Origin of the sequence: Campylobacter sp. IFREMER_LSEM_CL1890 (assembly GCF_025772045.1) — a bacterium.
In the GTDB taxonomy this organism is placed as follows: domain Bacteria; phylum Campylobacterota; class Campylobacteria; order Campylobacterales; family Campylobacteraceae; genus Campylobacter_D; species Campylobacter_D lari_D.
This window is the reverse complement of record NZ_JAKMRK010000003.1, coordinates 72,420-86,669: the sequence shown is the minus strand read 5'-3', so window position 1 is coordinate 86,669 and position 14,250 is coordinate 72,420. Positions and strand designations below refer to the sequence as shown.

Sequence of the window (14,250 nt, the reverse complement as noted above, 5' to 3'; positions counted from 1 at the left end):
AATTTTACAAGCAAAAATCATTCCTTATTGAAAAATTCTTGCATATATTTTCGCATAATTTCTGCATCATTAATGCGATTAACACAATCTCTAAAATTTGAAGCATCTTCATAGCCTTTAGAATATTCATGTAAGTGCTTTCTAAATATGCTTATACCTTGTTCTTTGTAATGTTTTAGCATTTCTTCAAAATGTGTAAAGATGATTTTGTTTTTTAAAATTTTATCGATTTTTTTGCCAGTTTTTACCTCGTGAAATATCCAAGGTTTTCCTATGCTTGCACGCCCTATCATCAATGCATCACAATTTGTTATTTTAAAAACTTCTTTAGCATTTTCTGTGCTAATATCGCCATTTGCAACTAAAGGAATTTTGATATTTTCTTTAGCTAAAGCTATAGCTTCATAATCAGAATTTCCACTATACATTTGTTTTCTAGTGCGACCATGCATACTGATAAAATCTACCCCAGCATTTTCACATGCTTTAGCAATGGTAATAGGATCTTTTTTTTCAAACCCTAATCTTACTTTGACACTAGTTAGCTTTTTATTGCTTGTTTTTTTGATAAGTTCTAAAATTCTTTGCAATTTATCAAGATCTTGCAAAAGAGCACTGCCTGCACATTGTTTTATAACTTTATTTACAGGACAGCCGCAATTAAAATCAATCCCATCTATAAAATCAAAACGATTTAATATTTCTACCGCCCTTTGAATCACACTTTCATCCGAGCCTGCAATTTGAACTATATAAGGATTTTCAAGTTCAGCTTTTTCTAACATTTTAAGAGTTTTTGAGCTTTCATACACTAAAGCATTAGAACTTATCATCTCACTAATTGTTACATCAGCCCCAAATTGTTTAACTAAATTTCTCAAAGGCAAGTCTGAAAAACCTGCCATAGGAGCTAAAAACAAAGGTTTTTTACTAAAATCTATCATTGTATAAATTTTTCAAGTTCTATTTTTTTATTATGTTCTCTTAAAAAGAGCAAGAGTCTAAAATCCTTATGTTCGTTTTGATCATTTCCTAATTCATTAAGCAATTCATCATACATACCAAATTCTGCTAAAGTATAAAGATAAGCTCTTAAAGCTTGAGAATGACTATCTTTTAACTTTTTAAATAAAGCAATTAATATTTGAGGCTCTATTTTTTTACAAAGTATTTTTGTGCATTGTAAATATGACTTATCATCTAAGGTATTCATGCTAAGCAAAACTTCGATTTCAGCATGATTTAATTCCAAATTTTCTTTTTCAAATCTATCCAAAAGTAATAAAATATCATCTTGATTTTTTTGTATTTTTAGTGTTTTAATTTGGCTATAAGGTGCATTATCTAATACCATTTTATAAGCAAAATTTTCTAATTCATTTGTCAGAATTTCTTTATTTTTAATAAAAGAAAAAGCATAGTCATTATCTTTTTGGAAGTGATTTTTTTCATTTAAAATGAAAATTTCATTATGTGGATCGAGTTTGTATTTTTTTAATTCCACAAATTCCTTTTTGTCTAACTGCTCTAAAATATTTATAATATCATCTATTTTTGTATTTTGATTTTTTTCTTTAAAATAAAGAGCTTGAGTGTTTTTGGCTATATCTTGAAATTCTTGAGTTTTAAATTTAATTTTGCTTATTTTTTTCAAAAATACATCAATTAAAAAATTTTCATAATTTTTGCTATCTTTAATAAGATTTTTGTATTGTAAATGTTTTAAAAAACCATAAAAGCTCATATGTAATAAAGCTAAAATCATCAAAATAAATGCAGGTAAAATTACCCATAAGCTGATAGGTAAATTTAGCTCAAAAGTAGAAATTGTGAAAGTGTAATTTCCCAAATTTAGATTATAAACTAAGGCTGCTACGATTAAAAGATAAACTAAACTTGCAAAGAAAAATAATTTTACTTTCATAATTCTTTCCTTTTTTCTAAGTTTTCACGACAATTTATACAATATTTTGCGTGAGGTTTTACTTTGAGTCTTTCAGGATGTATATCTTCATCACAATACTCACAAATTCCATAAGTATTGTTATCTATTTTGCTTAATGAATGTTTAATTTCTTCTAATTCTGTTTTTAAATTTTCATTGATTTTTAAGTCAATATGTGAGCTGTTGTCAATTTGTTGTAAATCAACTTCATCTCTTGGTTCACTATCTTGCAGATCATGGATATTGTCTATATTACCTTGAAGTTCTTGTAAAATTTCTTTTTGTCTTTGAAGTAATATATTTTTAAATTCTTCAAGATTTAACTCTTGCATAAATGCTCCTATTTGTGGTATGGATGATTTGTATTAATGCAAAATGCACGATAAATTTGTTCTAAAAGCATAGTTTTAGCAAATTTATGCACTAAAGTCATTTTGCTAAGAGCTATGCTTGTATGCATTTGTGCGATGAATTCTTTTTCAAGGCCATAAGCACCGCCTATAAAAAAAGAAATTTCATTTTTATCTTGTAATAATTTAGCAAATTCTACACTTGTAAGCTCTTTACCATTTTCATCTAAAGCTATGCAAAAACCTTTTTTATAAGGATTTAGCGCGTTTGTATAAGATTTTTTTGCTTCTATGGTATTGGTATTTTGTGCTAAATTAATTTTACTGTTAAAAATACAAATATCATTAAAATTGCAAAATTTTTTGATGAGCTTGGTGTAGTGCTCATCTATTTTACTGAATTCATTATTATTGTTTTTTTGAATGCTTAAAAGATTAATATGCATTTTTAATTTTTAGAAAAAAATCTTAAAAAATCTGCTATAAATTTTTTATGTTCACTTCTTTCTACAATAGCATCAATTAATCCATGTTCAAGTAAAAATTCGGCCTTTTGAAAGCCTTCTGGTAAATCAGTACCTATAGTTTGTTTGATAACTCTAGCTCCTGCAAAACCTACTAGGGCACCAGGTTCAGCCATAATGATATCTCCAAGCCAAGCAAACGATGCACTCACTCCACCCATAGTTGGATCAGTTAAGACAGAAATATAGGGAAGCTTTTCTTCTGCTAATAGCTTTAATGCCGCACTTGTTTTGCTCATTTGCATTAAAGAATAAGTGCTTTCTTGCATTCTAGCTCCACCACTTGCACTCACTATAACAACAGGAGTTTTTTTTTCAATCGCTCTTTCAATCGCTCTAAGAATTTTTTCACCTTCTACTGAGCCCAAACTTCCACCCATGAAAGAAAAATCAAAAACAACTAATTGAGTTTTAATGCCATCTATATTGCACTCGCCGCTTATTATAGCGCTTTTTCTTCCTGTTTTTTCTTCATTTTCTGCTAATCTTTTTTTATATGATTTACTATCAACAAATTTAAGCGGATCAATCGCATGTAAATCTTTATCCATTTCTACAAAAGTATCTTCATCACTAAGTAGCTCGATGCGTTTTAAAGGATTTAATCTCATATGAAAATTACATTTAGGACAAACATTATAACAAGTTTCTATTTCTTTATAATACATTAACGCATGGCAAGAATTACATTTTACCCAGTGATTTGGAGCTTCGCTTGGAGCGGCTTGTTTGCGTCTTATACTAGAAAAAATATCTAAAAAATTCATTATCTCTACCTAAAATAAAATTTCAAAATTATAGCAAGATTTTAGTATTTTTAAAATCTTGCACCCAACATAAACTCGAATTTGCTTAAGTCGTCTTTTGAATTAGTGTTAAATGGTTTAGCAAAAACTAAATTTAAAGCACCTAGTGGGGTTAGCCACTCAAAGCCAACACCTGTACTCCATCTTTGAATTTGACTTAAAGAACTCTCACCTATGGCACCATAGTCAAAAAATACACTTCCTCTTAGCTTGATTCTATCAAAGATTGGAAAACTAAGCTCTACAGAGTTAGCAAAAGCCACTGTACCACCTGTTTCATCACCCCATTCGTTTTTAGGACTCACGCTTCTTCTATCAAAACCTCTAATAGTTCCTATGCCTCCAAGGTATAATTTCTCATTGATAGGTAAATAACCTTGATCCCATACCTTATAAAAACTTGCTTTATAGCGATAAATCAAATCCCAACCTATAAATTCTTCTAAGCCTTGATAATAATTAAATTTAGTAGTAGAGCTTATAAATTCTTGATCTCCACCTAAGCCTGCATATTCAAGTGAGGTTGAAGCGATAAAACCTGATCTTGGTAGATAATAATCATCTGTATTGTTAAATACTATTGAAGGAGTGATAGAACTTTTGTAAGTTTTTCCAAGTTTATATCCTTGAGCGATTAAGCGATCACTCAAATGATAAATATCACTTTGCTCAAGATTGTAAGTTAAATCTATGCTTGTGTATCTTCCCAAAGTTTTACCAACACTTATATCAAAACCATAGTTTCTCTCATCATAACTATCCCATTCTAAACGATCTGAATATAATGATCCTCCAAGAGAATAATCACTATCATTTACTCTAGGATTTCTTAAAGATATTCTACCTGAAAGTGTATCATCGCCTTTGTCTATACTTACACTTCCTTTCATGCCAGAGCCTAAGATATTTGCATCAGATAATGAAGCACTAAGTAAAATTCCATCACTAGTTCCATAACCAATACCACCTGAAATAGCTCCAGTTGAAGCTTCTTTGACTTCTACTATCAAATCAATATGTGTATCATCTACTCTTTGTTCTTTAATATCTACATTTTCAAAATATGCAGTTCTTCTTAGAGCATTTCTTGAGTCTATTAAATCAGTTCTATTATAAAGATTGCCTTCGGTTAGATAAAGCTCTCTACGAATAACCCTATCAACTGTTTTAGTATTACCTGAAATTTCAACATTTCTAACATATACTTTTTCATTAGGTATGACTTTAAAAATAATCACAGCTTCATGGTTTTCTTTATCTTTTTGTATATCAGGTATAACCTGTACAAAAGCATAACCCAAATCAGCCGTCTTTGTTTCTATAGTTTTTATATCTTCTCTTAGTTTTTCTATATTAACTATTTTTCCAACACTTAATTTTAAATCATTTACTAAAGCTTCATTTTCTTCATCACTAAAAATAGGATTAAAAATTTTAATCCCTTTAACTTTATAAACCTCACCCTCGTTGATAAAATAAGTTAAATCAGCTTGATAAGTATCTGTATAAGTATTTAAAAAAGCAGGAGATACGCTTACATCAAGATAACCTTCTTTTAAATATACATCTGAAATTCTTGAGCTATCATTTGCAAGATCAAAGATTTTAAGCTTACCATCGTTAAAGCCCCACATCCAGCCTAGGGCTTCTCTTTGTTTATTTGCTACCGCAGGTTCAATATCTGAATAACTTAAATTTTTTGCACCACTTAAATGTACTTTTTCTATGATGATATTTTCCCCACGATTTACAACAAAAGTAAGTTTTAATGAGCTTGAATTACTTAATTTTTCATCTTTGATTTCTACAACAGTATCATAAAAACCTTTGGCTTGATAAAAAAGTTTGATTTTTTCAGCTGCGTCTTTAGCTGAATTTTCATCATATAAAATTCCAGGTTTTAAACCAACAAGACTTTCTATTTGTTTTCTATCATTACTTGCTATACCTTGAATGTCTATTTTTCCAATGGAAGGTTTTTCTATTACTTTAAAAATTAGTACCCCATTTTTTTCTTCTACTACTATATCTTTAAAATAATTTCTATCAAAAAGGTTTTTAATTGCTGTATCTATACTAGCAGGATCGATTTTTTGTCCTATTTTTAATTTAGAAATCGCAATAGCACTTTCTTTAGAAAGTTGCGATAAGCCTTCAAATTTTATATCTTTAATCGTAGCTGCACATAAAGAACTTGAGAGTGCAAAGAAAACAAACCATTTTTTCATCATTTTACCTAAATTTTTATATACAAAATCGTTATAATACCAAAATATTTTTAACTAATGCTTTTTAAGGAAAATTTATGAAAGTAGGTATAATCGGACTTGGCTTAATAGGTGGATCTTTGGGCCTTAGCTTGAGAGAGAATAAATTAATAGATTTAGTTTGCGGATATGATATAAACAAAGAATTTGAACAAATCGCGCTAGAGCGAAAATTAATAGATAAAATTGTTTCATTTGAAGAGTTAAAAAAATGTGATGTGATTTTTTTAGCTATCCCTGTAAGAGCTATTGTAAAAATTTTAAAAGAATTTCAAGATATTTCTAAAGATTGCACTATCATTGAGCTTGGAAGTACAAAAGAAGAAATTATTAAAAATTTACCATCTGATTTACAAAGTCAATTTATCGCAGCTCACCCTATGGCAGGAACTGAAAATAGCGGTCCAAATGCAGCTATAAAAGACTTGTATAAAAATGCAGTTTGTGTTTTATGTGATGTGCAAAATGCTGATCATATTCATCAAAAAAGGGCTATAGAAATTTTTTCAGATTTAGGAATGAAGCTTGTATTTATGGATAGTATCGCGCATGATCATCATGCTTCTATCATTTCACACTTACCGCATGTGATTAGTTTTTCCTTGGCAAATTTTGTGATGAAAGAAGAAAATAAAAAAAATATAGCCCACCTAGGAGGTCCTTCTTTTAAAGATATGTGTAGAATTGCAAAATCAAACCCTCAAATGTGGAGTGGTATTTTTGAACAAAACAAACAAAATTTATTAAATTCTATTGATTTATTTCAAAAAGAATTACAAGAGTGTAAAAAAATGATAGAAAAATGTGATATAAATGAACTTGAAGCTTGGATTAAAAGTGCAAATAAGTTAAGAGAAATTTTGTAAATTTTTTTATAATTTACCCTTAATTTGCTAAAGCATAATATATTTTTACAAAAATTATACAATGAAAGTGGAGAATATGGTTTTTACGCGTAAAAGATCAAATAAAAAATGGATTTTTCTAGTTTTTTTAATACTTTTAGCCTTTGGGGTTTTTGTGTTAAATACAAAGCTGTTTGAAAAAAATCCTCCATTAATCCAAACAAAATCAGATATTATTTATAGCAATTTAACAGATCCTATATCTATAGAAATAAGCGATGAAAGCGTTTTAAAAGATGTTAAAGTCACACTATTTAAAGCAAATGAATTAAATGGTGAAATGCTTGTTAATGAACATGTTAAAGGTAATAAAAAAAGTGTCCATTTTGATTTAAAACTACCAAAACCAGCTTATAAAGAAAATGTTGATTCTTATAAGCTTGTAATAGAAGCAAGTGATAGTAGTTTTTGGAATTTCTTTTTAGGAAATCAAGCGCTTAAAGAAGTGAAAGTTATCATTGATACCAAAAAACCATTTGTAGAAATTTTAGACAATTCTTATCAAATCGAACAAGGTGGAGTAGGTAGTGTGGTATTTAAAGCAAGTGATGAGAATTTACAAGAAGTTTATATCACAACTGATAAAGACAAAATTTTTAAAGCAACTCCTTATGTGAAAGAAGGATATTATGCTGCGTTGATTCCTTGGGAGGCAACCGATGAGCATTTTAGAGCTTATGTAGTAGCAGTAGATAAAGCAGGTAATGTAAACAAACAAAGAATTAGATATTATTTTACCAATAAAAAATACCGAGTATCTAATATAAAAGTAAGTGATAGATTTTTAGATGGAAAGATTGAATTTTTAGCACAAAAATATGCTCCAAAAGATAGAGAGTTAAGCAGGCTTGAAAAATTTAAATTTGTTAATGAGGACTTAAGAGCTTCTAATGAAGTTATCATTCATGATATTACGAGTAAAGTTCCTGATACCATGATTAATAATTTTAAAGTCAATCTTTTCAAGCCTTTAAAAAATGGCCAAAAAGTAGCTGATTATGCTGATCATAGGTTTTATTCTTATAATAATCAAGCATTTAGTAGCTCTTATCACATGGGGCTTGATTTAGCAAGTGTAAAAGAAGCGCCTATCATTAGCAATAATGATGGTGAAGTGGTATTTGTACAAGAAAATGGAATTTATGGACTAAATATTATTATTTATCATGGTTTTGGGATTTATACTCTTTATGGACATTGCACTAATGTGGATGTAAATGTGGGTGATAGAGTTAGAGCAGGTGATGTTATAGGCACTACAGGCACTACAGGCTTAGCGCTTGGAGATCATGTGCATTTTGGTGTTTTGGTGCAAGGTGTTGAAGTGCGTCCTGAGCAATGGCAAGATGCAAAATGGATAAAAGAAAATATCTATAATGTATTAGAATCAAGCAAAAAAAGAATTTTGAGTGAATAAAAATGAATCAAACAACAATAGCAAAAGAAGTTAAAGGTGTTGGTATAGGTTTGCACAAGGGTGAGCCTATTAGTATAAAATTAGAGCCATTAGAAGCTGGTAGTGGTATAGTGTTTTATAGAAGTGATTTGGGAATTTCTTATGAAGCAAAGCCTGAAAATGTCATCGATACACAAATGGCTACTGTAATAGGCGATCATAGGGGTTATGTTTCTACTATAGAACATTTAATGAGTGCGATTAATGCTTATGGTATTGATAATGTGCGTATAGTTTTAGACGCAAATGAAGCTCCTGTAATGGATGGTAGCAGTATAGGTTTTTGTATGATGCTTGAAGAAGCAGGTATAAAAGAGCTTGATGCGGCAAAAAAAATTTTAGTGATTAAAAAAAGTGTAGAAGTAAAAGAAGGCAATAAATTTGTGCGTTTAAGTCCTACGGATATGCCTATTATAAACTATACAATCGAATTTGATAATCCTATTATAGGCAAACAAAATTATTGTTTTGAATTTAGCAAACAAAACTACATAGAGCAAATAGCAAGAGCAAGAACCTTTGGGTTTTTAAAGGATGTTCAAGCTTTAAGAGCTATGAATTTAGGTCTTGGTGGAAGCCTAGAAAATGCTGTTGTGATTGATGATAATCGTATTTTAAACCCTGAAGGTTTGCGCTTTAAGGATGAATTTGTGCGTCATAAAATTTTAGACGCTATTGGGGATTTAACCTTGCTTGGATGTAGAGTTTTTGGAGATTATACTTCTTATGCAGGTTCACACAAGCTTAATCATCTTTTAACTAAAGAACTTTTAAAAGATCCTAGTATCTATGAAGTGGTAAGCTTAGAAAAAAGCACACATAAGGTTTATGAAAAGGTTTTTGCATAAAAAAGGTTACTTTGCTTTTAAATGCCATAGCAAAACCTTTAATGCTTGGTATTTATGAAAATGATTTATTGTTAAATACCATTGAAAGTGATTTAAAAGTTAGCGAGGTTTTACCAAAAATATTGCAAGAATTACTTTCACAATATGAGTTTGAAAAGCTTATTTATGTACATGGGCCAGGTTCTTACATGGGTATAAAAATTTCTTATGTTTCTTTTGAGACATTAGCCATAGTCAAAAACATTCCTTTAAAAGCAATCAGTGCTTTTGAGTTAAATAACAACACTCCTATATCTGCAAACAAACATTTATGTTTTGTAAAAAAAGACAATGGTGAAATTATTTTAGAGAAGACACAAGCAGGAAGTTTTTTTATGCCTCAAAGTTTAAAAGGTTTAAATTTAAGCAAAGAAAATACACCTTTTTATGTTTTAGATGCAATTAATTAAGGTAAAAAATGAAAATTTTAGTTCCTGCGACAAGTGCAAATTTAGGTCCTGGTTTTGATTGTTTGGGCTTGAGTTTAAAACATTTTAATCAAACTATAGTTGAAAAATCTAAATTTTTTAGTATTAACATACATGGAGAAGGTGAAAATAATATCTATCTTAAAAAAAATAATACTTTTGTTAATATTTTTTATGAAATTTATCAAAGACTTAGCGGTAAAAAAGATAATTTTCGTTTTGTTTTTCAAAATAATATCCCTTTAGCAAGAGGTATGGGAAGTTCTTCTGCTGTAATAATTGGAGCTATTGCTTGTGCTTATGAATTAAGCGGATTTAAAGCAGATAAAAATATCATTTTAAATGAAGCTTTAAAATATGAAAATCATCCAGATAACATAGCTCCAGCAGCTCTTGGAGGTTTTGTGTGTGCATTAAATCACAATCAAAAAGTCTTAGCTATAAAAAAAGAAGTAGATAAAGACTTACAAGCTGTTATAACTATACCAAATGTAGCGATGAATACTCAAAAATCAAGAACAGTTTTAGCTAAAAAAATTAATCTAGAAGATGCTGTTTTTAATCTTTGTCATGCTTCATTTTTAACTGCTTGCTTTTTAGAGAAAAAATATGATTTATTAAAATATGCAAGTTTAGATAAACTTCATCAAAATCAAAGAATGAAACTTTTACCTGAGCTTTTTGAAGTACAAAAATTAGCTTTAGATAATAATGCTCTCATGAGCACGCTTTCAGGCTCAGGTTCGAGTTTTTTCACTCTAGCTTATAAAGATGATGCTAAACAAATCAAAGAAAAAATCAAAAATAAATTTGCTAAATTTAGAGTTGAGCTTTTAGAATTTGACGATGAGGGCTTTAAAATTTGCTAAAAATTCCAAAAAAAAGATATAATTTTGAAAAACCATATACCCATTAGAATGTGCATTGTTTGCAAAGGTCGTTATGAAAAGCAAAGTTTGCATCAATTTCAAATAAAAAATTCTCAAATTATCACTAAAGTGGAATTTGGTAGGAGTTTATATATTTGTAATCCATGTTTTGAAAAAGATGAAAAAACATTGCAAAAGGCTTTTATGAGAGCTTGCAAAGGCAATTTTTATGGCAGTATAAATCAGCAGGATTTAAAGGAGATATTTTTTAATGACAGATGTAAAGATTAGCGAAATCGCTCAAGAGTTAGGATATACTAGTAAAGAAATTATAGAAAAAGCCAATGAAATAGGCTTAGAGGATATAAAATCCCCTAACAAAAAAGTATCTTCTGAAATCGCAGAAGCGATTTATCAATATGTACAATCAGGTGAAATACTAGATGTGGTAAAAAAAGTGGCAAAGCCTAAAAAAGAAAGTGCGACTAAAAAAACTACTACTAAAAAAGAAGAAAGCAAAAAAGAAGAGAAAAAAACTACTAAAAAAGAAACAAAAACTCCTGTTAAAACAACAAATGAAAAGAAAGAAGAAAGTAAAAAAGAAGAAAAGCAACCTGAAAATCCTATTAAAAATGAAGCATTAGAGGAAAAAAAAGAAGAAATTAAATTCGATGAAAAACTAGGCTCTAATTTAAATTTAGCTAAAAGAAGAGGTTTAGTTATCGTTAAAAAGAAAAAAGAAGAAAGCAAAGAAAACCAAATAAACAATGAAGAAAAATCTAATATACAAAATACTCAAGGCTTGAGCCTTAGTATGATTTTTTCAAATTCAGATGAGAATTTAAAAAGAAAGAAAAAAGAAAAGAAAAATCATCCTGCGACAAGTAAAAAAGAAAACACTACTAAAATGGATCTTTTAGGAGATAAAGACTTTGCTGATATTTCTTTAGAAGATGACGATATGGTAGTTTTACCTGATTTTAGTGTGAAAGAAAACAAACCAGCACAACCAGCAAACAAAAAACAACCAAATATCTTAAAGCAATCTTTAAATAACTCTATCAACCCATTTGGCGAGGGTGGTATACAAAGAAGAAGTCGTAAAAAACCACCTAAAAAGGTAGAGAAAAAAGAAAGTGAAGCTATAACAAGTGTAAGCATACCTAAAGAAATTCGTGTGTATGAATTTGCTGAAAAACTTGGTAAAAACACCGGAGAAGTTATCTCTAAACTTTTCATGCTTGGTATGATGACGACTAAAAATGACTTTTTAGATGAGGATGCTATAGAAATTCTTGCAGCTGAATTTGGAGTGGAGATTAATATCATTGATGAGGCTGATGAGTTTGATTATGTAAAAGATTATGATGAAAATCAAACAGAAGAAAATTTAAGCCAAAGAGCCCCGGTTATCACTATCATGGGGCATGTGGATCATGGTAAGACTTCTTTGCTTGATTATATAAGAAAATCACGTATTGCAAGTGGCGAAGCAGGTGGGATCACTCAGCATGTTGGCGCTTATATGGTGGAAAAAAATGGTAGAAAAATCACTTTTATCGATACTCCAGGCCATGAGGCATTTACTGCTATGCGTGCAAGGGGAGCTAGTATAACGGATATTGTTATTATCGTAGTAGCTGCAGATGATGGGGTAAAACCACAAACTAAAGAGGCGATCAATCATGCAAAAGCAGCCAATGTACCTATTATCATTGCTATTAATAAAATGGATAAAGAAAACGCAAATCCTGACATGGTAAAAACCCAACTAGCAGAAATGGACATCATGCCAGTAGAATGGGGCGGAAGCCATGAATTTGTGCCAGTTTCAGCTAAAAAAGGTGATGGTATAGAGGATTTACTTGAAATTGTATTATTACAAGCTGATATTTTAGAGCTTAAAGCAAATCCAAAAGCCCATGCTAAAGCAAGTATTATAGAATCTTCAGTGCAAAAAGGTAGAGGTCCTGTGGCTACTATCATCGTGCAAAATGGTACTTTAAGAGTAGGAAATACAGTCGTAGCAGGGGAAGCTTATGGTAAAGTGCGTGCTATGAGTGATGATCAAGGCAAAGCTTTAAAAGAAATAGGTCCAGGTGAGTGCGGGGTGATCATAGGTCTTAGTGAAGTAGCCGATGCAGGAGAAACTCTAATAGCTGTAGATAGTGATAAGCAAGCAAGAGAATATGCTAATAAACGCCATGAATACAACCGCCAAAAAGAACTAAGCAAATCCACTAAAGTAAGTATAGATGAGCTTGGTGCAAAAATCAAAGAAGGTAATTTAAAAGCCCTTCCTGTGATCTTAAAAGCAGATGTGCAAGGTTCACTTGAAGCGATTAAGGCTAGTTTAGAAAAACTTAAAAACGATGAGATTAAGGTTAATATCATCCATAGTGGAGTAGGTGGGATTACTCAAAGTGATATAGAGCTTGCAAGTGCGAGTGAAAATTCTATTGTTTTAGGTTTTAATATACGCCCAACTGGTGAGATTAAAGAGCGTGCCAAAGATAAAGGCGTAGAGATAAAAACTTATAATGTTATTTACAATTTGCTTGATGATGTAAAAGCTTTACTAGGTGGTATGATGAGTCCTATTATCTCTGAAGAACAACTTGGTCAAGCTGAAATTCGTCAAGTGATCAGTGTGCCAAAATTAGGCCAAATCGCAGGTTGTATGGTGACAGAAGGCACAATCAATCGTGGCGCGAAAATCAGGCTCATTAGAGATGGGGTTGTGGTATTTGAAGGTAATGTAAGCTCGCTCAAACGCTTTAAAGATGATGTAAGAGAAGTTGCAAAAGGCTATGAATGCGGTGTAGGCATAGAAGGTTGTAATGATATGAGAGTGGGCGATTATATAGAAAGCTACAAAGAAGTTGAGGAACAAGTAAGCCTATGAACCCAGCTGAAATCAAAAAGCTACGCACAGAAAGCATTTTAAAAGAGCTTATACCAGAAGCTTTAGCAAATTTAGACAACGAAGTTTTAAAAAACTTGTGCGTAGTGGATGTAGAGTGTAAAAAAGGCAGATATGATGCTTTTGTGTATTTAGATAAAATGTTTTTTAATACCCAAGAGCAAGAAATCATACTCAATCAACTTAAAAAAGCCGCCCGTGCTTTGCAAAATTACTGCATGAGTGAGCAAGGGTGGTATAGATGTCCGAATTTTCACTTTAAATTTGATGATAGATTAGAGTATCAAAATCATATGGATGCTTTATTTGAAAAAATCAAAAAGGAACAAAATGAATCTTGAAGCACTTTGTAAAGAAGCAGGACTTAGCTTTTATGATGATGAGCTAACAAGTGAAAATAGTAGAAAGATTTATAGAATTTATGTGCAAAAAGAAGGTGGAGTAAATCTTGATGATTGTGCTAGGCTTAGTGAGATTTTATCGCCTATTTTTGATGTAGAGCCACCTGTGAGTGGGGAGTATTTTTTAGAAGTATCAAGCTGTGGGCTTGAAAGAAAACTTAGTAAAATCGAGCATTTTGCAAAAAGCATTAATGAACTTGTAAAAGTCACCACTAGTGAAAAAGAAAAAATCGAAGCAAAAATCATCGCTGTAAATGATAAAAATATCACTTTAGAAAATTTAGAAACTCAAGAAAAGACTACTATAAATTTTAGTGACATAAAAAAAGCTAAAACCTTCATACAATGGTAAAAAATTTAGAATTCTAAATTTTTACCTATCTTTTATATAATTAAAGTTTAATATAAAGTAAAAATATATATAATATAGTTAGATCCATTTTATAATATTGGATAATAGTTTTAAAAACTATTAAAAATAAAGGATAT

Annotated in this window: 15 protein-coding genes; 9 read left to right on the top strand and 6 right to left on the bottom strand. The window is 30.3% G+C overall.

The window, feature by feature from the left end:
• Positions 1–17 precede the first annotated feature (17 nt).
• Genes L8W57_RS02375 through bamA form a run of 6 tightly spaced genes read right to left on the bottom strand, consistent with a single transcriptional unit; the run spans position 18 to position 5,853 of the window.
• A complete protein-coding gene (locus L8W57_RS02375; protein ID WP_220566496.1) occupies positions 18–944 on the bottom strand; it encodes a tRNA dihydrouridine synthase in 927 nt (308 codons plus the stop codon).
• Positions 941–1,924, bottom strand: a complete 984-nt coding sequence (locus L8W57_RS02370; RefSeq protein ID WP_263661932.1) for a hypothetical protein — start codon at positions 1,922–1,924, stop codon at positions 941–943. The genes L8W57_RS02375 and L8W57_RS02370 overlap by 4 nt, the downstream gene beginning before the upstream one ends.
• On the bottom strand, positions 1,921–2,277 hold the full coding sequence (dksA, locus tag L8W57_RS02365; protein WP_133319649.1) for an RNA polymerase-binding protein DksA: 357 nt from the start codon (positions 2,275–2,277) through the stop codon (positions 1,921–1,923). Before dksA ends, L8W57_RS02370 begins: the two co-directional genes overlap by 4 nt.
• Before the next feature lie 8 nt (positions 2,278–2,285).
• Positions 2,286–2,741: a 23S rRNA (pseudouridine(1915)-N(3))-methyltransferase RlmH gene (locus L8W57_RS02360; protein WP_263661931.1), complete on the bottom strand. Its 456-nt coding sequence runs from the start codon at positions 2,739–2,741 to the stop codon at positions 2,286–2,288.
• 2 nt (positions 2,742–2,743) lie between these two features.
• Positions 2,744–3,586 (bottom strand): acetyl-CoA carboxylase, carboxyltransferase subunit beta, encoded by an 843-nt coding sequence (gene accD, locus L8W57_RS02355; RefSeq protein WP_263661930.1) that lies wholly within the window; start codon positions 3,584–3,586, stop codon positions 2,744–2,746.
• 50 nt (positions 3,587–3,636) lie between these two features.
• Positions 3,637–5,853, bottom strand: coding sequence for an outer membrane protein assembly factor BamA (bamA, locus tag L8W57_RS02350; protein WP_263661929.1), 2,217 nt, complete (start codon positions 5,851–5,853; stop codon positions 3,637–3,639).
• Positions 5,854–5,930: 77 nt separating this feature from the next.
• On the opposite strand from bamA, the gene L8W57_RS02345 reads away from it, so the two are divergent.
• The 9 genes from L8W57_RS02345 to rimP all read left to right on the top strand — a co-directional run bounded on the left by L8W57_RS02345 (position 5,931) and on the right by rimP (position 14,113).
• On the top strand, positions 5,931–6,758 hold the full coding sequence (locus L8W57_RS02345) for a prephenate dehydrogenase (protein ID WP_263659726.1): 828 nt from the start codon (positions 5,931–5,933) through the stop codon (positions 6,756–6,758).
• A gap of 76 nt (positions 6,759–6,834) precedes the next feature.
• On the top strand, positions 6,835–8,214 hold the full coding sequence (locus L8W57_RS02340; RefSeq protein ID WP_220566490.1) for a M23 family metallopeptidase: 1,380 nt from the start codon (positions 6,835–6,837) through the stop codon (positions 8,212–8,214).
• A 2-nt stretch (positions 8,215–8,216) separates the two neighbouring features.
• A complete protein-coding gene (gene lpxC / locus L8W57_RS02335) occupies positions 8,217–9,101 on the top strand; it encodes a UDP-3-O-acyl-N-acetylglucosamine deacetylase (protein WP_263661928.1) in 885 nt (294 codons plus the stop codon).
• Between the two features lie 41 nt (positions 9,102–9,142).
• A complete protein-coding gene (locus L8W57_RS02330) occupies positions 9,143–9,550 on the top strand; it encodes a tRNA threonylcarbamoyladenosine biosynthesis protein TsaB (RefSeq protein ID WP_165955275.1) in 408 nt (135 codons plus the stop codon).
• A gap of 8 nt (positions 9,551–9,558) precedes the next feature.
• Positions 9,559–10,437, top strand: a complete 879-nt coding sequence (thrB, locus tag L8W57_RS02325; RefSeq protein WP_133319641.1) for a homoserine kinase — start codon at positions 9,559–9,561, stop codon at positions 10,435–10,437.
• Positions 10,438–10,461: 24 nt separating this feature from the next.
• Positions 10,462–10,728, top strand: a complete 267-nt coding sequence (locus L8W57_RS02320; protein ID WP_133319640.1) for a DUF448 domain-containing protein — start codon at positions 10,462–10,464, stop codon at positions 10,726–10,728.
• A complete protein-coding gene (gene infB / locus L8W57_RS02315; RefSeq protein ID WP_263661926.1) occupies positions 10,709–13,342 on the top strand; it encodes a translation initiation factor IF-2 in 2,634 nt (877 codons plus the stop codon). The genes L8W57_RS02320 and infB overlap by 20 nt, the downstream gene beginning before the upstream one ends.
• On the top strand, positions 13,339–13,701 hold the full coding sequence (gene rbfA / locus L8W57_RS02310; RefSeq protein WP_149061987.1) for a 30S ribosome-binding factor RbfA: 363 nt from the start codon (positions 13,339–13,341) through the stop codon (positions 13,699–13,701). The genes infB and rbfA overlap by 4 nt, the downstream gene beginning before the upstream one ends.
• Complete coding sequence (rimP, locus tag L8W57_RS02305) at positions 13,691–14,113, top strand: ribosome maturation factor RimP (protein WP_263661925.1); 423 nt, start codon at positions 13,691–13,693, stop codon at positions 14,111–14,113. The genes rbfA and rimP overlap by 11 nt, the downstream gene beginning before the upstream one ends.
• Positions 14,114–14,250: the final 137 nt, after the last annotated feature.

Excerpts from the sequence above, each read along its gene's own strand:
- accD (WP_263661930.1), bottom strand. The coding sequence starts at position 3,586 with ATGAATTTTTTAGATATTTTTTCTAGTATAAGACGCAAACAAGCCGCT.
- thrB (WP_133319641.1), top strand. The coding sequence starts at position 9,559 with ATGAAAATTTTAGTTCCTGCGACAAGTGCAAATTTAGGTCCTGGTTTT.
- L8W57_RS02330 (WP_165955275.1), top strand. The coding sequence starts at position 9,143 with ATGCTTGGTATTTATGAAAATGATTTATTGTTAAATACCATTGAAAGT.
- rimP (WP_263661925.1), top strand. The coding sequence starts at position 13,691 with ATGAATCTTGAAGCACTTTGTAAAGAAGCAGGACTTAGCTTTTATGAT.
- L8W57_RS02375 (WP_220566496.1), bottom strand. The coding sequence starts at position 944 with ATGATAGATTTTAGTAAAAAACCTTTGTTTTTAGCTCCTATGGCAGGT.
- infB (WP_263661926.1), top strand. The coding sequence starts at position 10,709 with ATGACAGATGTAAAGATTAGCGAAATCGCTCAAGAGTTAGGATATACT.
- L8W57_RS02340 (WP_220566490.1), top strand. The coding sequence starts at position 6,835 with ATGGTTTTTACGCGTAAAAGATCAAATAAAAAATGGATTTTTCTAGTT.
- L8W57_RS02345 (WP_263659726.1), top strand. The coding sequence starts at position 5,931 with ATGAAAGTAGGTATAATCGGACTTGGCTTAATAGGTGGATCTTTGGGC.
- bamA (WP_263661929.1), bottom strand. The coding sequence starts at position 5,853 with ATGAAAAAATGGTTTGTTTTCTTTGCACTCTCAAGTTCTTTATGTGCA.
- L8W57_RS02360 (WP_263661931.1), bottom strand. The coding sequence starts at position 2,741 with ATGCATATTAATCTTTTAAGCATTCAAAAAAACAATAATAATGAATTC.
- rbfA (WP_149061987.1), top strand. The coding sequence starts at position 13,339 with ATGAACCCAGCTGAAATCAAAAAGCTACGCACAGAAAGCATTTTAAAA.
- dksA (WP_133319649.1), bottom strand. The coding sequence starts at position 2,277 with ATGCAAGAGTTAAATCTTGAAGAATTTAAAAATATATTACTTCAAAGA.
- lpxC (WP_263661928.1), top strand. The coding sequence starts at position 8,217 with ATGAATCAAACAACAATAGCAAAAGAAGTTAAAGGTGTTGGTATAGGT.
- L8W57_RS02370 (WP_263661932.1), bottom strand. The coding sequence starts at position 1,924 with ATGAAAGTAAAATTATTTTTCTTTGCAAGTTTAGTTTATCTTTTAATC.